The sequence below is a fragment of the Candidatus Nitrosoglobus terrae genome (assembly GCF_002356115.1).
GTDB classification, from domain to species: domain Bacteria; phylum Pseudomonadota; class Gammaproteobacteria; order Nitrosococcales; family Nitrosococcaceae; genus Nitrosoglobus; species Nitrosoglobus terrae.
The window spans coordinates 472005-490655 of the sequence record NZ_AP014836.1 but is presented as its reverse complement, the minus strand read 5'-3'; the positions used below and the strand labels follow the sequence as shown (position 1 = coordinate 490655).

Sequence of the window (18651 nt, the reverse complement as noted above, 5' to 3'; positions counted from 1 at the left end):
TTAAACTTAGCCTCTGCTGATATTCAACATTTATAGTAAATATCATCATCTTTCAGCGGCTGTATACTTGAGTAAGGTAAACAAAGAATAAGATCGGTAACCCGCCCCCTCCCGGGTATAATCATACTAGGGGTAATCTCTGCTAACGGATAAAGTACAAATGCGCGCTCATGCGCACCAGGATGCGGTATTATCAACTCTTCAGTAGAGAGCTCTAGATCGTCATACAAAAGCAGATCAAGATCTAAGGTACGCTCACCCCAACGACGGTTTCTAATTCGGTGATGATACTGCTCCACGCGTTGTAAATTAGTCAGTAGATCATAGGGATTTAATTCTGTATCTAAAGCCGCAACAGCGTTAATATAATCAGGTTGATCGGGCGGTCCCATGGGTGCACTCCGATAAAGCTTAGAGCGTGCTACCTGTCGGGTTTGGGGTAAAGCACCTAATTCAGATAGGGCTTGGCCTACTTGCCAACAGGGTTGATGAAGATTACTCCCTAATCCAATATAGACTCGAGCCATAATTTTGCTCTAAATTTCTGCTGAAACTCTTAGTTTATTCTTACGCTTTCTTGACTTATAGCGATAGCGTGAACTTGCTAAAGTTTTAACATAGCGTAAACGTTCTTTTTCTTCCATTTCTTGGATCCCAGTCCACCACTGACAAAGCTCTTCCAACTCATATTCCTTTGGCTGCTCGCCGGACTGCATTCGTAATAGAAGAAAATCATAAGCAGCCCGAAAACGTGGGTGCTGAAGTAAGTGTAAAGGGTGCCTACCGTATCGATAGGCAAAGCGCGGCTGTAAATACCAGATCTCACGCATAGGTAATAAGAATCGTCGAGGTAAAATAATATAGGTAGTTTGTTTGGCTAATACAGTCTCTACTGCCTCTTGCATAGCTTGTATTTCCAGCACATTCTCTTGTTGATAGTGTTCAGCTAGTTGTCGTCTTATAGGCTCCCATAATAAAGCTGCAAATAGAAATGCTACCGTTACTGGCTTACCCTCTACAATTCGGGCATCTGTATTACTTAATGCTCGAATTAAGAAAGTTTGAGGGAAATGATTCTCCTCTACAGCTAAACAGGCCTCAGTTTGGGGAAACAACCATTCAAATAACCTAAAATGACGAAGCAACTCAAAACTCTGTATTGCATAGCCTCCTAAGAATAATTTAAGTACCTCTTCAAATAACCTTGCTGGTGGTATCTCTTGTAAAGAGGGTGCTAACTCCCAAATAGGGGCTTCACTATCGGGGTGAAGCCTAAATCCTAGCTTAGCCGCAAATCTCACTGCTCGTAACATTCGTACCGGATCCTCTCGGTAACGGGTAACTGGATCGCCAATTAAGCGAAGCTGGCCAGTTTTAAGATCTTCTATACCTCCTGTATAGTCAACTACCGAAAAATCTCTAATATTGTAGTACAAAGCATTAATGGAGAAGTCTCGCCTCCAAACATCCTGCTCCAAGGTTCCATACACATTATCATTTACAATACGTCCATTCTCATCTAATCCTTTTCCTGGATGGCTACGAAAAGTAGAGACCTCTATAAGATTTTCCCCAAAACGTACATGAGCTAAGCGAAATCTACGCCCAATGAGCCGACAGTTACGAAACATATCTCGAATCTGCTCCGGTTTAGCATCCGTGGTCACGTCAAAATCTTTTGGCTCACGACCAAGCAGCAAATCTCGCACGCAACCTCCTACCAAATACGCGCTAAAACCTGCTTTCTTTAAACGATATAAAACCTTAAGCGCAGATTCGCTGATATTTGCTCGTGAAATTATGTGCCCAGAACGAGGGATAATAATAGGTAAGTAAATAATATTAGCTCGTTAATAGCCTTAATAAAGTAAATATTGAGTTTTCTAAGTCAATAAAAAGTATGTATAATATCAGCTTTCTATGGGTAACATTTATTTATTGCTCCCATCGTCTAGGGGTTAGGACACCGCCCTCTCAAGGCGGTAACAGGGGTTCAATTCCCCTTGGGAGCGCCAATTTAAGCGCTTATTGCCCATAAACAACCTTACTTTCCTGTACGTATCAGCCCTCCCAACCCAGAATTATCAAGCGCCTGACATAATAGCTCATAAATTGGCTCAGGTTTTTCTTCCTGTAACGAACGAGTAAGCAACTCTTTTGCCTGTTGCTGGCTAAAGTTTCTAATAACCCATTTAACCCTTGGCAGAGCACCAATACTAACACTCAGGCTATTCACTCCCATACCAAGCAATAGTACCACCGCCGTCGGTTCGCTAGCCATCTCACCACAAATGCTCACCGGCTTATGGTATTGATAACCTATCTTAATAACACTCTGTATCGCAGCCAAAACAGCAGGATGCAAAGAATTATATAATCTCACTACTCGCTCATTGTTACGATCCACCGCCAATAGATATTGAGTCAAATCATTCGTGCCAACAGAGAAAAAATCCACTCGCCGAGCTAAAGAATCAATCTGATAAACAGCTGCAGGAACCTCAATCATAGCCCCCATACGAGGCCACGCCACTTGAATACCCTCGATCTTCAGCTCATGATAAGCTTGCTGTACTAAGCAGGCGGCCTCCTCTATCTCAGACACTCTACTAATCATAGGCAATAATAGGTTAAGATTATTCAAACCTTCAGCAGCTCGCAGCGCTGCCTTCACCTGAGTTAAAAATATCTCAGGATGATCTAAAATAACTCGAATCCCGCGCCAGCCGAGAAACGGATTGGCCTCTTGAATGGAAAAATAAGGTAAAGGTTTATCTCCTCCCACATCAAGCATCCTTAAAACCACTGGGCATGGAGCAAAAGACTGAAGAAGCTTACGATACATACTATATTGTTCTTCCTCAGTGGGAAAACGATCTCTCACCATAAACGGTAGCTCAGTTCGATAAAGACCTACTCCTTCAGCGCCAACAGCAAGAGAGGGTTCAATATCTGCTAATAAACCCACATTGGTATATAAATTAACCTGAAAACCATCCAAGGTATTGGCGGGTAAATCCCGCAAACATCTAAGTTCTTCTGTAAGCTGCCGCTCTTCCCGAGCAAGGCGGGCAAATTCCCGGCGCATAGGTGCGCTCGGTTCCAAATGTACTCGGCCTTGATACCCATCAAGTATTAATTTTCGCTGATCGAGCTGACCAATACTTCCCTTATTAATTCCCATTACTGCCGGAATTCCCATAGCACGAGCAAGAATAGCGGCATGAGAAAAACCTGATCCATGCGCTGAAATCACGCCCACAAGGCGTCCAGCTGGAACTTCAGCAAGATCCATAGCGCTTAAATTTTCCCCTATTAGTATCGTATTTTCTGGATATTCCACATTCACAGCAGCAGTATTTTGCAAATAACTTAGGATATGCCGACCAATTTCCTGAAGATCATTAGCACGTTCACGTAAATAAGGATCTTCTATAGCTTCAAAGCGCTTAGCTTGCTCTTTGATAACAGCCCTAAATGCGCTTGGCGCCCACTCACCCGCCTGAATACGTTCCACCGTAGCCTCTACCAAACTCTGGCTCTCTGCGAGCATAGCATAAGCTTTAAGCAAAGCTTGGTATTCATCAGCTAATGGTCGTTCTAAGTGATTTGCTAATGACTGCATTTCTTGGGAAATATGTTCTACTGCTGATCGAAATACCCTCTCTTCCTCATCAGGATCTGAGCTCTGACGCTCAGGCACTGTATCTAAATCAGCCGCAGAATAAATAACTACTCCTTTGCCAAGAGCCACTCCTGGAGCCCCAGCAATACCAATAATCGATTGTGATACCGATCTAGTGCTTAGATTATTTTTAGGTCTTTGTAAGGCCCCGCTAACCCTCGCATGGGCAATAACACCAGCAAGCTGTGCAGCTAATGTAAATAAAAAAGATACATCGTTTTCGTTAAATTGACGCTCCGCACTGTGCTGTATTACCAGTACACCTAATAATTTCCGTTGATGGAGCACTGGCACCCCTAAAAATGCCCGAAATGATTCTTCCCCAGAACGAGGAATAAATTTGAAGCAGCGATGAGCAGACGCATTCTCCAGATTGATTGGTTCGACACGCTCTGCTACTAAACCTACTAACCCTTCTCCTTGAGCCAATCTAACCTGCCCTACTGAATCAAGGTGTAACCCTTGAGTTGCCATTAAAACATGACTACCATCACTTTCTGTAAGATAAACAGAACACACATCCACTGCCATAATTTTACATGTCTGCACTACAATAACCTGCAATGCTTCCTCAAGATTAGCAGCAAGGCTTACTTTCTGAACAATACGGCTAAGGGAATCTAAGGTATAGAGACTTATAGGTGTAGCTGCTAAGGCTGCTAGCCTAGGGTAAATTATATTTTTATCTTTATCTTTCCCATGATCTTGGTTCATTGCTCTTCAATCCAATATGCAGCTAAATATAGCTTAGCAGCTTAAACACCATTCAATTTACGATTATCATATTAAATTGATTTAGTTATCTAAAAACACAATAAAATGAATATCTCCTTTTTCCATTTCAAGCATCTCTAGTTTTTTCTTCTCTAGAATTAACAGGGGGGGCTAAAGGCAATTCTAGCTCTAAATCCGCCTCTGGATACATTTCAAAAGCGGCTTCGGAGGTACGTACCATTGGAATAAATTCCCCTTGCTCTTCAGCCGGAACCGGATCGCTATATAGAGCGCGATAAATACCAAACAATCCAAGTAAAGCTAGAACTATAGCTAGATAACCCGGTAAAGCGACAGGGCCCCATAGGGCCATACAGAAACCTACGATAATTGGCCCTAAAATAGATCCTATACCATAAACGAGCAAAATCCCCCGGGTAGCCTCAAGTACTTCTCCAGCTTTAAGATGATCATTTAGATAAGCTACGGCTAAAGCATAAATAGAAAAAGACACCCCTCCATAAAAAAAGGATAGCAATAACAAGACACCCAATGAGCCATCTACAGACATAAAAACCCCAAAAGCAGCAAAAGCACTTGTAAAGCTAACTAAGACCAGTATCTTACGACGATCCCAACGATCTGATAATTGCCCTACCGGCCACAACAACAGGGCACCACCAAAAATAACGGCACTCATAAAGGCGGGTATTTCTGTTACTGAAAGACCAATATCATGCGCAAATACAGCGCCCATACCCCAAAAAGCACTACTGATAAGGCCAGCAACCAAGGCTGCTGTAATACCTAGTGGCGAGATAAAATAAAGATCTTTAAGTCTTATTTGAGGTGTAGCCACTAATTCAGGTTCCACTACCTGAGTCAATGCAACAGGAATCAAAGCCAGTGAAAATAACATAGCGGCAAGGGCAAAACGAATACCTTCCTTACTCTCAATTAAAAGCAAAAACTGGCTTAACCCTAAAGCGATAAGGGTAATACTCATATAGATAGCAAAGATTTTACCTCGACTATGATGAGGAGATTGAGTATTTAGCCAGCTTTCGATAACTATATAAAGACCCACCATTGATATACCTGAAATCAATCTTAATATCGCCCAAAACCATGGCTGAACCCACATTCCATAGCCTATAGCAGCAGCAGCTCCCAGCGCTGTCATGGTTGCAAAAACCCGAATATAGCCCACCCGTTTAATTAGGAATAGACAAAAATAAGTTCCAAGTACATAACCTAGAAAATAAAGCGCCTGAATAGCTCCAATCATAGCTGGGCCAAACTGCTCCTGACTAGCCCGTACACCGATTAATGTGCCCAGCAGTCCAGCACCCAATAACACAATACTGATGCCAAGAAGCAGAGAGGAGATACGCCGTAACTCACCTGCCATATAGATAAAATTCCTTAAATGCTGTTGCTAGACGCTTTACTTTTGTAGCGCTTTATTCAACCATAGTGTCAATAAGGATTTAGGTTTCTATTAATTGTTAGCGCCAAAAGCTATGGCTCGCTGATAGCTCATTTTAGCAGCTTCCATTATTGATTCCTTCGAATCTGCATTAGCCCATCCTTGAGTATGCTGCTCAATTAAATCAGCTAAAGCACAGATATGGGAGGGGTTATCATTAAGCGCAGAAATATAGCGGTATTCTTCTCCACCTGCTCGCAAAAATAATTCTCTATTCCGTTGCGCCATCTCCTCTAAAGTCTCCAAACAATCAACGGCAAAACCAGGGCACACTACATCTACTCGCTTTACTCCCGTCTTAGCCCACTCACGTAAAAGATGATCAGCATAAGGCTTAAGCCACTCTTCACGGCCAAAACGAGATTGGAAAGCCACTTGCCAGCTCCCCTCCTCTAACCCTAATTGATCAGCTACAAGGCGGGCAGTTTTATGGCAAAAACAATGATAGGGATCACCCGCTAATAAATAACGCTTTGGCAGACCATGAAAAGAGAAAAGCAAGCGTTCCCCGCGTCCTATATCTTGCCAACTACGCCTAATGCTTTCAGCAAGCGCTTGCAGGTAACCAGGGTGATCATGGTAGTGGGTTATCATTCGTAGCTCCGGTATCCAGCGCCAAGTAGAAAGCACCTTTGCTATCGCATCAAAAGTAGAGCCAGTGGTACTTCCAGAGTACTGAGGATACAGAGGGAACACTAGTAAACGCTCAACTCCAGCTTGGCGCAATTCCTCCAGTGCTTGTGTAATTGAAGGCGATCCATAGCGCATTCCTAAACTCACCTTCATAGGTTGACCCCGATGATTAAGCTCATTCTGTAAACTTTGCCCTACTCGCCGCGCAAAAATTAATAGGGGAGAACCCTCTGGTTGCCAAATACTCTGATAAAGGCGCGCTACAGGAAATGGACGGATAGGTAGCACAATACTATGAAGAATAAACCACCATAACGGCCGTGACATTTCCACAACCCGAGGATCGGATAAAAACTCTGCTAGAAAGCGTCGCACTGCAAATGCCGTTGGTGCTTCAGGCGTCCCCAAGCTCGTTACTAAAATGCCAGTGCTGCTAGAAAATGATGATCTATCATGGCGATAATCTAAATGACCTTTAAAATCCATTATTGAGTCTCTAAATATCAGTCTAAAATCTACTAAAATTACGCTATTTTATTTATAGCCTCTAATTCCTCTTAATAATAATTGTCTATACCAATTAAATCCTTAAGTAAATGCTGAAATAATTTTGCAAAACATAGTCGTTTTTCATTACAGAACTGCACTTATTAGGCAATATAATAATATTAGGCTCAATAGTAGCGTTTTTATCCTTCATTAAATTGATGTACTATCTTCCTAATTCCTGAAGGTTATCCCTAAATGAATTACAATCTTCACTGATTATTAATTATTAAGCATATTTCCTACCCCTCACTGATGATAACTTCAGTGTGTTATTTGTTCGCAATAATCGGGTAGCTCTGATAAATGTGCTTCACAGCTGCTCTATATTAGCTACAGCTTTTTGTGTGTATAAATTTTGGAGTCCTCATGCAACCTCTAGTACTGAACGTCTTGATATTATGCATCAGTTTACTGGCAATTGCTGGTTGCAGTGATAAAAATGGACCGCAAGGAACATTAGCACCGCCCGCCCCTAAAGTTGGAATAATTCAAGCTCAGCCACAGGATTTACCTCTCACTAAAGAGCAAGTTGGCCGGTTATCCCCCTACCGTAGTGCTGATGTACGCGCCAGGGTAGCAGGAATATTACTCAAACGTGCTTATGATGAAGGCACTGAGGTTAAAAAAGGCCAGCTACTGTTCCAAATTGATCCATTACCCTTTAAAGCTGTATTGGACGCCAACTTAGCGATACTGGCACAGACCCAAGCAACTTATACTAATAATAAAATTAATGCAGATCGTGCCCGCAAGTTAATCGTTAAAGGTTTCATTACTCAAACTGACCTAAATAATGCTGAAGCTGCTGAACGTACTGCCGCTGCTGCAGTACAGCAAGCTCAGGCTAACGTACAAACAGCCCGTATTAATTTAAGCTACACTGACGTTATTTCACCCATCAGTGGTCGAGCTGATAAACAGCAAGTGACAGAAGGAGCCTTAGTTGGTAAAGGCGATCAAGGAGTAGATGAATCTACCTTACTGACCACTGTCGATCAAATCGATCCCCTCTATGTCAACTTCACGATGAGCATCAGGGAAATGGAGCAAATGCGCCATGCGCAGCGTAAGGGTAATGTCACCTTAGCTAAACGAAATCAAACTACGGTACAGCTTACCCTTCCCGATGGTAGTCCTTATCCTGAATTGGGGGTAGTAGACTTCTCCGCCAGTATAGTTCATCCAGAGACTGGATCAGTAGATCTACGGGCTGTAGTCCCTAACCCAGAATATTATCTATTGCCAGGTACATTCGTAGCCATAAAAGCCAAGTTAGGTAGATCCCATAATGTGTTCCTTATCTCCCAAGAGGCTGTGCAGCGAGACACTGGTGGTACCTATGTCATGATTGTGAGTCAAGATAGCAAAGCTATTCATCGTAACGTAATCACCCAAGATATGCGTGAGGGTAATTGGATAATCACTGGTGGTCTTAAAGCTGGAGAACAAGTTATTGTGTCAGGATTACAGAGAGTTAGAGAAGGAATGCCAGTTAACGCCATTCCACAGGAATTGCCAGATGATGAGTGATAGATAACCCCATTTCTCCCTGAAAAAAGTAAATAGCGACTACTAAATTATGGCAAGTTTCTTTATCGACCGTCCGATTTTCGCTTGGGTAATCGCCATCCTAATTAGTATGCTGGGTGTGCTGTCCATATTTAGAATGGGTATAGCTGCATATCCCACCATTGCCCCTCCCCAAGTAGTAATAAGCGCGACCTATCCTGGCGCTAGTGCCGATACTGTTGAAAAAACAGTGACGCAGGTCATTGAGCCACAGCTCACCGGTATCGATCACTTGCTCTATTTCACTTCTCAATCAAGCGCTAATGGCACCGCCCAAATTACCTTAACCTTTGAAGTCGGCACAGATCCAGATATTGCCCAAGTACAAGTACAAAACAAGCTCCCCCTAGCTACCCCACGACTACCTGACGAGGTCAATAAACAAGGGGTAGAAGTAGTTAAAAACAACCCTGATTTTCTGTTATTCATTGCGCTACTTTCGAGTAATCCAGAAATTGACGCCCATCGTCTTGACGATATTATCGCCTCCCAGCTGCTTGAGCCTATGGGCCGTATTTCTGGCGTAGGTCATATCCGTCATCTTGGCTCAGAATACGCGATGCGTATCTGGCTTAATCCGGATAAGCTTCGAGGCTACGGCCTATCAGCAACCCAAGTACGAAATGCCATAGCCACACAAAATGTACAGTTTGCAGCCGGTGCAATAGGCTCTGATCCAGCAATTAATGGTCAAGGGTTAAGTATTATCGCCTCTGCTGAGGGCCGATTTAATACCCCAGATCAGTTTGAAAACATCATTTTGCGCGCTGATCCTAATGGCACTACGGTCAAGCTCAAGGATGTAGCCAAAATGTCATTTGGCCCTCAAACCTATGGTACCTCCACCCGTTGGAGCGGTATCCCTACTGGCGCGTTTGGAATACAACTGCTCCCTGGGGCTAACGCTTTGGACGTGGAAAAAGTAGTGCTTGCTAAAATGCAGGAACTGGAGAAAAATTTCCCTGAGGGCGTCACTTGGGTTATCCCTTACAATACGACTCCTTTCGTCAAGCGTTCAATCAAAGAAGTTCTCCATACCCTAGTTGAGGCAACCGCTCTGGTCTTTATTGTAGTATTCATCTTTCTGCAAAATATACGAGCCACGATTATCCCCACTTTAATCATCCCGGTAGCCTTATTAGGTACTTTCATCGGTCTGCTGGCACTAGGCTTCAGTATTAATCAATTAAGCTTATTTGGCATGGTGCTGGCTATTGGTATCGTAGTGGATGATGCTATTGTGGTGATCGAGAATGTTGAACGTATCATGACCGAGGAAGGTTTATCCCCAAAAGATGCCAGCCGTAAGGCTATGGGGCAGATCACTGGAGCCATTATTGCGATCACAGTCGTATTAATAGCGGTTTTTGTTCCTTCAACTTTTCAGCCTGGCGCCTCTGGTATCATCTATAAGCAATTCGCGCTGACCATCGCTGTATCAATGGGTCTGTCTGCTGTCTTAGCCTTGTCATTCACTCCAGCCCTATGCGCCAGTTTTCTCGAGCCCGTACATGAGGAAAAGAAAAATTTTATCTTTCGCGGGTTTAACACGGGTTTTGATAAAATTACTAAAATCTACATTAACCGCGTCAATAGCGCTATTAGGCATACACCGCGGTGGATGATAGCTTTTACAATACTCGTTCTGCTAGTTGGGTTTTTGTACCCCCGCCTGCCCACGAGTTTTGTACCTGATGAAGATCAAGGCTTTGTCCTAGCCGTGGTCTCCCTACCTCCGGGGGCTTCCATACAGCGTACCAAGAAAGTCAATGAAAGGATCCTCAAAATTCTCGAACAAGAAGAAGGATATGAGGGCGTATTTCAGATATCCGGATTTAGCTTCGTGGGTTCTGGCGAGAATGTGGGCATGGATTTTGTCCATCTGACGGACTGGTCCACACGCAAGGTCACAGCCGCAGAATTCATCAACAGAGTCAATCCTAAGCTATATGCCGCCATTCCTGAAGCGCAGATTTTTGTCATTAATCTTCCCACTATTCGCGGCCTAAGTCAGTTCGGTGGCATTGATATGTATCTACAAGCCCAGCTTGGTCAAGCTACTAGCGAATTACTCGAAGCCCAAAACATAGTGACTGCCACAGCCAATCGAAACCCAGTGATGACTGCAGTACGCCCTAATACCCTAGCACCTTCACCACAGCTACAGTTCAAAGTGGATCGGGTACAGGCGGAGTCCATGGGTTTATCAGTCAGTGATATCTATAATGCCCTCAGTATGATGCTAGCCCCCGTCTATATTAATGATTTTTACTATGGGGGACGGGTAAAACGCGTCTTTACTCAGGCGGATATCCCCTACCGAATGGGACTAGATGCGCTACATCATTTTTACACTCCCAGTACTCAGATGGAGAGTAATGGTCTGCCTCAGATGATCTCTATAAGCAATGTGATCGATGCCACCTGGGAGGTCATCCCTCCAACCTTATCCCGCTATAATGGCTATCCAGCCATTGAAATTGTTGGCGCAGCTGCCCCTGGGCATGCCTCTGGTGAAGCCATGAAAGAAATAGAAAAAATCGTCCGTAATGACTTACCCAAAGGTTTTGGTTTCGACTGGACAGGTTTATCCTACCAAGAAGTACTTGCGGGTGATGCCGGTATGTTTTTGATAGGTTTATCCATTGTCATTGTGTTCTTAGCCCTTGCAGCGCTCTATGAAAGCTGGTCAATTCCGGTTGCAGTGATATTGGTAGTCCCTTTAGGCTTACTGGGCATAGTGTTATTCTCATTCCTGCGCAATCTGCCCAATGATATCTACTTTAATATTGGGGTAGTCGCCGTCGTGGGTTTAGCGGCAAAAAATGCAATCCTAATTATTGAATTTGCAGTGGACGAGCAGAAGGCTGGGCGTAGCCTAGGCGAGGCAGTTATTACGGCCGCTAGGCTACGCTTGCGACCTATTATCATGACCTCAATTGCGTTTATTGGTGGTGTATTCCCGCTCGTTATCTCCACGGGCGCTGGGGCTAGTGCCCGCCAGGCCATTGGAACAGGGGTTACTGGCGGTATGCTATTTGCCACCTTTTTTGGGGTATTACTCATTCCAGTGTTCTATGTGGTTGTACGTCGTTTACTTGGAGATCAGCTAGAGCCGGCTTCACCTCAGTTACCACAGCACACCGCCCAAATCAGCACTAATCCTAGCGAAAATCACGAGGGTAACAAGCCAAGTAACAACTAAAATTGATTGCTATAAAAATAGATTTTAATAAACCCCTTACAATGGAGAAAACACAGATGGCCCAAACAACCTATTGTTTATCTTTTTATAAATACTTTAATGCGGAATCGGTGCTCTGGCAGCAGTTGACCTAACACGATTCGCCATATACCGGCTGATACCAACGTAAATCCGGTTAGTAAACCAATAATTTCAAATGAGCTTTGCGGCCAACCGATTACAATCAGAATCGCCAGCACCGTCGATAATAACCCATCAAACAATAGCCAGCTCCAACCCCGATATGGCTTTAATTGGAAAGCTAGCATCATTCGCGTGATGCCGCTTATAAGCAAAAAGGCACCTACCAATAATGCCAGCGACTTAATCCCAACATCTGGAGCCACTATGATCGCCACTCCAAGCAGCAAAGTTAAAATACCAGAGGCTAGCTTCCAGCCAAAACCGCCATTGGTACGCGTTTGAATAGCATAAGCAATTTCAAATACACCACAAAAAACTAGCAACCAAGCAAAAAATAGAGTGGTAGCCAATGCAGCAATTTCTGGCACTAGCATCGCTAGAAAACCAGAGATAATCAATAGAACACCCCATGCAATCTGCCAACCGTTGCTCAATGGAGTTACTGTTATCTCAGTAGTTTCTTTCATATTGTTCATGATAATTCCTCACTCGCTCAAACGACACCGTAAAAAATAGGTAGCGGCTACGCAGCTACCCAATTAAAGTATGACAGAGATCAAACGCATAGTAATTAATCTATTAATGCCTGTTCAGAATATCTTCAGCTTAATTTCTTATACTTTATATTCTAAGTAAGACTAATTAATTAAAAAGCAGTATTGAAATAGGGCAAAAACCATGAGATAAAATTGATGATCCGTAATTAAATATTCTAACCAACAATCCCTTGCATCACCCCTACCTTATTATCCAAAAAATCTAAATTCACAAGAGTTTTACTACCTTTACTGGGATAACACCCCTTACTATGGGGTCTATACCGGATAACAGGATAATCACTACTAAAATGTCATCCACTAAAATGAGCTTAGTGCCAGCCCGCATGGATCGACTACCATGGACAAAATTCCATTGGATGGTCGTCATTGGCCTAGGGGCTGCTTGGATTTTAGATGGCTTGGAAGCGCAGATTGCCGCCTCAGCCGGATTCCAAGAAACCTTACAAATGACAGCAACAGAGGTAGGGTTTACTGCAAGTATATATCTTGCGGGTCAAGTAATTGGTGCCTTAATTTTTGCTCGACTATCAGATCAGCTAGGGCGTAAAAAAATCTTCATCGCTACCCTAGGGATCTATCTCTTTAGTGGCGGCATGGCCGGATTTTCTTTCTCTTTATGGTTTCTATTAATATTTCGATTCATTTCTGGCCTTGGCATAGGTGGAGAACATGCGGCTATTAATGCTGCAATCGATGAAATTATCCCGCCAAAGTATCGAGGACATGCTAGTATCGCAATATACGGGACTTATTGGGGAGGTGCTGCATTAGGCGCTACTATCAACTCATTTCTGCTAGATCCCAGTATTATTCCAACAGAAATAGGTTGGCGAATTGGCTTTTTCTTGGGACCCGCTTTGGGTTTTATCATTATTTTTCTACGCCGCCATCTACCTGAGAGTCCGCGATGGCTGCTAAGCCATGGCCATGTAAACGAAGCGGAACAAGTCGTTAACGATATTGAAGTTCAAATCCAAGGTCAGGGCTATAATCTAAGTGAAGTACCTAAAAGCAAGCGTATACCCATCGTGCCCTATAAAAATCTTCACCCCACTGAACTCATTAAGATTCTCTTAACGAAATACCCTCGGCAAACATTGCTCAGTTTTTCCCTGATGGTTGCGCAGTCATTTTTTTATAACGCGATTTTCTTTGCTTACGTGCTCGTGTTAAAAAATTTTTACTATATTCCTTTAGATTCAACCCAAGATTTTTTTCTCCCCTTTGCTATTGGCAATCTTGCTGGGCCACTTATTCTCGGGCCTCTTTTTGACACCATTGGCCGACGAAAAATGATTTTTGCAACTTACAGCACCGCTGGCGTAGTACTTGCTAGCTCGGCAGTACTCTTTTATCAAGGAATTTTGTCTCCCACAACCCAAACCCTTCTCTGGAGCATCTCATTTTTCTTTGCCTCTGCTGGTGCCTCTTCAGCTTATCTCACCATCAGTGAAATATTTCCTTTGGCATTACGAAATCAGGCCATTTCCTACTTTTTTGCTATTGCCCAGATTACCGGGGCTATTGCCCCAGCAGTTTTTGGAATACTCATTAGTCAAGGAATTTATCGCGGTTCATTAACGCTTGGTTATTTATTAGCTGCTTGCGTTATGATAATAGCGGGTATCATCGGGCTATTTTTTGGCTTTGATGCCGAGGGAAAATCCCTAGAAGACGTTTCCGGATCCTTATAAAGTACCCATTTATGTATAAATTCTAATCTACAGACCTATCCTCTTTATCTAGATCCATAAAAAGCTCTTCCTCAAACCCAAAATGGGAAAAATCTTTAATCCGGCGAGGGAAAAGAATGCCGTCTAAATGATCACACTCATGCTGTACGACCCTAGCATGAAATCCTTCAACCTCTCGGGCGATAGGGTTACCTGTTTGATCGTACCCGCAATAACGGATATGACTATAACGCGGCACTAGCCCTCGTAAACCGGGAACACTCAAGCAGCCCTCCCAACCTTCCTCCATAACTTCTTCTACAGGATCAATAACGGGGTTAATTAAGATAGTCACTGGGACTGGTTCCATCTGAGGATAGCGTGGATTAGTTTTAGCACCAAAGATTACCACTCGTAATCCTACCCCAATCTGAGGGGCAGCGAGGCCAGCACCATTATAGGCAGCCATCGTATCAAACATATCAATAACAAGCTCATTAAGCTCAGGAATATCAAATGTAATAACTGGATCGGCAATTTTATTTAAAAAGGGATGTCCCATCCGTAATACTGTGCGTACCGGCATAGATAGCTATTTTTTAAAATCAGATTAAAGAAATAAGCTGCTCTAGCAACAGAAGAACTTTTCCCATACCCAGTTTAAGATTTTGTTCAATACTACTCATCTCAATAATCCCTTCACCACGGCCTGCTGCTGGATTAGCAATCACTGCAACCGCAGCATAGTTTAGCCCTAATTCTCTCGCCAGCGCAGCTTCAGGCATACCCGTCATTCCTACCATATGGCAGCCATCCCGCTCAAGACGGTTAATCTCTGCTGCTGCTTCTAAACGAGGTCCCTGAACGGCACCGTAAATCCCTCTATCCTTGATATTTAAACCCGCAATTAAGGCGGCTTTAAGGAGCAGGTTGCGCAGACCCTCAGAATAAGGATGAGTAAAATCAATATGAACCACTGGATCTTGATCTTGCTCGTAAAAAGTATGGGCGCGACCCCATGTATAATCAATAATCTGATCAGGAATAATAAGATCAGCTATAGCATACTCAGAATTAATACCCCCTACCGCTGCTATAGCTACCACCTGAGTAATTCCAATTTCTTTTAAAGCCCACAGGTTAGCTCGATAATTAATCTTATGGGGCGGAATACTATGATGAAAACCATGCCGAGGTAAAAATACAATTTCTTTACCATAAAACCGGCCATATACTAGTGAAGAGGAAGGCTCTCCAAAAGGAGTGCCTATTGTCTCTTGCTGAGTAATCTCCAGATGCTTTAACGCGGTTAACCCCGTGCCGCCAATAATTGCTAGATTTGCCATTAGTTACTTTACGATCTCCTTAAGGCGTAAACTCCAGGCGCATTACGAAGATATCCTTTATAATCTAAGCCATAACCAAATAGATAATAATCCTCTGCCCTAAGCCCTATAAAATCTGCAGATAAACCATCACGCTTACGATCATGTAGTTTATCTACTAATACGGCACTGTAAGCAGTTGCCCCTTCCTCTCGGCAATATTCTAAGATAGCAGCTAGGGTATGCCCTTCATCAAAGATATCATCAATCACAAGTACAGTTCGACCTCGAAGTGGAGTTAATGGTTTATATAGCCAGCGTAATACCCCACCCTCAATCTCTCCTTGATAGCGAGTAGCATGGATATAATCAAGCTGTAGTGGAAAATTAAGGCGCGGTAAAAGGCCCCCGCAAGGAATAATACCGCCTATCATACAGCACAACAGCAACGGGTTATAAGTACTTAGTTTTATGGTAATCTCCTGAGCCAATCGATCTAACGCTGCCTCTACTTGGGGGCGCGTATAAAGACAGTCTGCTTTTTTATAGACAGATTCAATTTCCTGTAAAATATCTCCCATCAATACCCCTTTCTTGCTGAGAAATTATTAAAACTAATTAATATTGCTAATTTTTCTACCACGATAAAAATTTATACTATTTAAATTAGTGCTTAATAAACCATTAATTAATATAGCGTATTAAAATACATAAAAATAATATTCCCTATTTTTAGCTTAAAGTTTCATAATTTTTAAAGGCACGCTTAACAAAATCAACTATTCTTATTTTAAAAACAAGTCTCTTAATCTAAAATTTTAATAATATAAGTAATAGCCATAACTATTTAGCTATACCCAGCTTAGAGATAATTTGGCCTAGCTAGGTATCATCAATACTGGTTTAATCTCTCATTAGTTAATGGTAAAAACCATAAAATAAATTGATTCTTCAATTATATTATTAAATTAGCTTAATAATTAGGGCAAAATAACCATCCAAAGTAGTATAAGTTTCTTAAAATTAGCAATAAAGGTAATAAAAGATGCGTGAGTTTGCCCAATTTATTATGAAAGGTCGCCACTACGCAATAGCTATAGCTGGGTTATTAGGTACACTTGCTGTTGCCCTGCCGCCGTTCTCTTTATTTAGTGGCGCTACGGTAGGTCTCGTAACCCTACGGCATGGAATCAAAGAGGGCCTCATAGTTACTGCCGGTGCTGCATTAATTGTAGCAACAACTTTCCTAGTCGTAACCGGAAGAGCAGATTTAACCTTTCCTCTTCTAGTAGGATTATGGCTACCCAATGTATTAGGCTGTTGGATATTACGAATTACTCAGTCTCAGGCTTTAACTCTACTAGCTATCGGAGGATTCGCGGCTTTATTTGCTGCAAGTATGTATCTGATAACTGGCGATGTTACTGCATGGTGGCAACAATTAATAGAACAAGTTATTCATCAAGCGAATATTGAAGGCATCACCGCAGAGCAGCTTACCCAAGTGAACGCGCTAATCTTGATGAACGGGCTAGTTTCTATGCTCTTTGGTCTTAATCTTATGGTAACTATATTATTAGCCCGCTGGTGGCAAGGACTTCTCTATAACCCAGGTGGGTTTGTAAAAGAATTCTATGCCTTACGCTTACCTCGCAACCTTACTTTTTTCATTCTTCTTCTTGCTATAATTGTGTTTATTGGGGTTTTTGATAATAAGGCTCATATCTTAATTGATATACTCATTATTTCAATTATGATGTACTTATTCCAAGGCTTAGCCGCTATCCATGAAATAGTTACAGCTCGTAAATTACCCCAGCTATGGCTCCTACCTGTTTACCTAGGGCTTTTCTTCTTTACGCCCAATTTTATTATTGGCCTAGCTACCATTGGCATTGTTGACAGTCTGATTAATCTTCGCGGTAGTCTTTCTGCTAAATCTTAGGCATTAGCATAGGTAGCAACCATTTGGGCTGATCTTTTCCAAACTAAATGCTGATGCAGTTTGGGAAATCTTAAGGAATAACGCCCGTAAAGATGAAGTAGGCGTGTAGAGGAATCATCATTGCTACTATAAATACTATGGAGTCTATCTAGCACAGAAACATAACTTTCAAAATCATTACAAACTAATACCATATCGCACCCAGCCTCCAAGGCTACGAGTACCCGCTCGCTAACTTCCCCTACTGTGGCGGCTCCAGCCATACTTAAGTCATCACTAATAATAGCCCCCTGAAAACCTAGCTGCTTGCGTAATACTTCTTGTAGCCAGAAACGAGAAAATCCGGCAGGAAGAGAATCTACAGCAGAATAAAGAACATGGGATGGCATCACTCCAGACAAACCGATGGCAATCATATTTTTAAAAGGTAAGAGATCTTTAGCTTGAATCTGAGGCCAAGATCGATCATCTACTGGAAGTACAATGTGAGAATCAGCTGATACTGATCCATGGCCAGGGAAATGCTTACCTATAGCCGCCATTCCAGCCTTTGCCATACCCAGAATATAAGCCTCAGCTAAAGCTATTACCGCGTTAGGCTCCGAATGAAAAGCTCGATCACCTATCACTACGCTGATACCTTGATCTAAATCTAGTACTGGTGCAAAGCTAAAGTCAACACCGATTGCTTGTAATTCTGCTGCCATAAGCCAGCCAGTTATGGTTGCTAGATGGCAGGCAAAGCGAGGATCACGATCGTAAATCTTGCCCAAGGTTCTCACTGGAGGTAGTGCAGTAAAACCCTCCCGAAAACGCTGTACACGCCCTCCTTCATGGTCTACAGCTATTAATAGTCTTGGCTTCTTAAGGGTATGGATGCTACTGATAAGTACCTTAATTTGGTTAAGAGATTCATAATTACGGGTAAAAAGAATCACTCCACCCACAAGAGGGTGCTTTAACAGTTTCCGCTCCTTTGAGTCGAGTACCTTTCCCTTTAAACCTACCATGAGTGGGCCAACAGTTATTTTCTGTCCCACTAACTTCTTCTTGCTACTTATTAACATTTAGCTGATCCTATAGCCAATCTAAATAGGGCATTCATCCACCCTACTAAAGGA

Annotated in this window: 14 protein-coding genes and 1 tRNA gene; 5 read left to right on the top strand and 10 right to left on the bottom strand. The window is 42.7% G+C overall.

Annotated elements, in window-relative coordinates; genetic code table 11:
• Nucleotides 1-23: 23 nt before the first annotated feature.
• Both folK and pcnB read right to left on the bottom strand, forming a co-directional pair.
• Nucleotides 24-527, bottom strand: a complete 504-nt coding sequence (gene folK / locus TAO_RS02380) for a 2-amino-4-hydroxy-6-hydroxymethyldihydropteridine diphosphokinase (RefSeq protein ID WP_096526447.1) — start codon at nt 525-527, stop codon at nt 24-26.
• Between the two features lie 9 nt (nt 528-536).
• Complete coding sequence (gene pcnB, locus TAO_RS02375; protein WP_331712991.1) at nt 537-1823, bottom strand: polynucleotide adenylyltransferase PcnB; 1287 nt, start codon at nt 1821-1823, stop codon at nt 537-539.
• Between the two features lie 117 nt (nt 1824-1940).
• Between pcnB and TAO_RS02370 the strand changes: the two genes are divergently transcribed.
• A tRNA-Glu gene (locus TAO_RS02370) sits at nt 1941-2015 on the top strand.
• 29 nt (nt 2016-2044) lie between these two features.
• On the opposite strand, the gene ptsP is transcribed toward TAO_RS02370, so the two are convergent.
• From ptsP to hemH, 3 genes are all read right to left on the bottom strand, one after another.
• A complete protein-coding gene (gene ptsP / locus TAO_RS02365) occupies nt 2045-4399 on the bottom strand; it encodes a phosphoenolpyruvate--protein phosphotransferase (protein WP_096526445.1) in 2355 nt (784 codons plus the stop codon).
• Nucleotides 4400-4526: 127 nt separating this feature from the next.
• Complete coding sequence (locus TAO_RS02360; RefSeq protein ID WP_096526444.1) at nt 4527-5810, bottom strand: MFS transporter; 1284 nt, start codon at nt 5808-5810, stop codon at nt 4527-4529.
• Nucleotides 5811-5900: 90 nt separating this feature from the next.
• The gene (gene hemH, locus TAO_RS02355; RefSeq protein ID WP_096526443.1) at nt 5901-7007 is read right to left on the bottom strand and encodes a ferrochelatase; all 1107 of its coding nucleotides are present in this window, start codon (nt 7005-7007) and stop codon (nt 5901-5903) included.
• 429 nt (nt 7008-7436) lie between these two features.
• Between hemH and TAO_RS02350 the strand changes: the two genes are divergently transcribed.
• Entirely contained in the window at nt 7437-8600 is a 1164-nt protein-coding gene (locus TAO_RS02350) for an efflux RND transporter periplasmic adaptor subunit (RefSeq protein WP_096526442.1), read from the top strand.
• Between the two features lie 49 nt (nt 8601-8649).
• A complete protein-coding gene (locus TAO_RS02345; protein ID WP_096526441.1) occupies nt 8650-11844 on the top strand; it encodes a multidrug efflux RND transporter permease subunit in 3195 nt (1064 codons plus the stop codon).
• 77 nt (nt 11845-11921) lie between these two features.
• Here the strand turns inward: TAO_RS02345 and TAO_RS02340 are convergent, their stop codons facing one another.
• On the bottom strand, nt 11922-12503 hold the full coding sequence (locus TAO_RS02340) for an HdeD family acid-resistance protein (protein WP_096526440.1): 582 nt from the start codon (nt 12501-12503) through the stop codon (nt 11922-11924).
• A 371-nt stretch (nt 12504-12874) separates the two neighbouring features.
• On the opposite strand from TAO_RS02340, the gene TAO_RS02335 reads away from it, so the two are divergent.
• Nucleotides 12875-14281: an MFS transporter gene (locus tag TAO_RS02335; RefSeq protein WP_197702505.1), complete on the top strand. Its 1407-nt coding sequence runs from the start codon at nt 12875-12877 to the stop codon at nt 14279-14281.
• Between the two features lie 22 nt (nt 14282-14303).
• On the opposite strand, the gene def is transcribed toward TAO_RS02335, so the two are convergent.
• Genes def through TAO_RS02320 form a run of 3 tightly spaced genes read right to left on the bottom strand, consistent with a single transcriptional unit; the run spans nt 14304 to nt 16166 of the window.
• Nucleotides 14304-14846 carry a peptide deformylase gene (gene def, locus TAO_RS02330; RefSeq protein ID WP_096526439.1) on the bottom strand — a complete coding sequence of 181 codons (543 nt, stop codon included), beginning with the start codon at nt 14844-14846 and terminating at the stop codon, nt 14304-14306.
• Nucleotides 14847-14865: 19 nt separating this feature from the next.
• The gene (locus TAO_RS02325) at nt 14866-15606 is read right to left on the bottom strand and encodes an S-methyl-5'-thioinosine phosphorylase (protein ID WP_096526438.1); all 741 of its coding nucleotides are present in this window, start codon (nt 15604-15606) and stop codon (nt 14866-14868) included.
• 8 nt (nt 15607-15614) lie between these two features.
• Nucleotides 15615-16166 (bottom strand): hypoxanthine-guanine phosphoribosyltransferase, encoded by a 552-nt coding sequence (locus tag TAO_RS02320; RefSeq protein WP_096526437.1) that lies wholly within the window; start codon nt 16164-16166, stop codon nt 15615-15617.
• Nucleotides 16167-16630: 464 nt separating this feature from the next.
• On the opposite strand from TAO_RS02320, the gene TAO_RS02315 reads away from it, so the two are divergent.
• Nucleotides 16631-17530 (top strand): YybS family protein, encoded by a 900-nt coding sequence (locus tag TAO_RS02315; protein ID WP_096526436.1) that lies wholly within the window; start codon nt 16631-16633, stop codon nt 17528-17530.
• On the opposite strand, the gene nagZ is transcribed toward TAO_RS02315, so the two are convergent.
• On the bottom strand, nt 17527-18558 hold the full coding sequence (gene nagZ, locus TAO_RS02310) for a beta-N-acetylhexosaminidase (RefSeq protein ID WP_096527718.1): 1032 nt from the start codon (nt 18556-18558) through the stop codon (nt 17527-17529). The genes TAO_RS02315 and nagZ overlap by 4 nt on opposite strands.
• Between the last annotated feature and the right edge of the window lie 93 nt (nt 18559-18651).

Excerpts from the sequence above, each read along its gene's own strand:
- folK (WP_096526447.1), bottom strand. The coding sequence starts at position 527 with ATGGCTCGAGTCTATATTGGATTAGGGAGTAATCTTCATCAACCCTGT.
- ptsP (WP_096526445.1), bottom strand. The coding sequence starts at position 4,399 with ATGAACCAAGATCATGGGAAAGATAAAGATAAAAATATAATTTACCCT.
- TAO_RS02360 (WP_096526444.1), bottom strand. The coding sequence starts at position 5,810 with ATGGCAGGTGAGTTACGGCGTATCTCCTCTCTGCTTCTTGGCATCAGT.
- hemH (WP_096526443.1), bottom strand. The coding sequence starts at position 7,007 with ATGGATTTTAAAGGTCATTTAGATTATCGCCATGATAGATCATCATTT.
- TAO_RS02350 (WP_096526442.1), top strand. The coding sequence starts at position 7,437 with ATGCAACCTCTAGTACTGAACGTCTTGATATTATGCATCAGTTTACTG.
- TAO_RS02345 (WP_096526441.1), top strand. The coding sequence starts at position 8,650 with ATGGCAAGTTTCTTTATCGACCGTCCGATTTTCGCTTGGGTAATCGCC.
- TAO_RS02340 (WP_096526440.1), bottom strand. The coding sequence starts at position 12,503 with ATGAACAATATGAAAGAAACTACTGAGATAACAGTAACTCCATTGAGC.
- TAO_RS02335 (WP_197702505.1), top strand. The coding sequence starts at position 12,875 with ATGTCATCCACTAAAATGAGCTTAGTGCCAGCCCGCATGGATCGACTA.
- def (WP_096526439.1), bottom strand. The coding sequence starts at position 14,846 with ATGCCGGTACGCACAGTATTACGGATGGGACATCCCTTTTTAAATAAA.
- TAO_RS02325 (WP_096526438.1), bottom strand. The coding sequence starts at position 15,606 with ATGGCAAATCTAGCAATTATTGGCGGCACGGGGTTAACCGCGTTAAAG.
- TAO_RS02320 (WP_096526437.1), bottom strand. The coding sequence starts at position 16,166 with ATGGGAGATATTTTACAGGAAATTGAATCTGTCTATAAAAAAGCAGAC.
- TAO_RS02315 (WP_096526436.1), top strand. The coding sequence starts at position 16,631 with ATGCGTGAGTTTGCCCAATTTATTATGAAAGGTCGCCACTACGCAATA.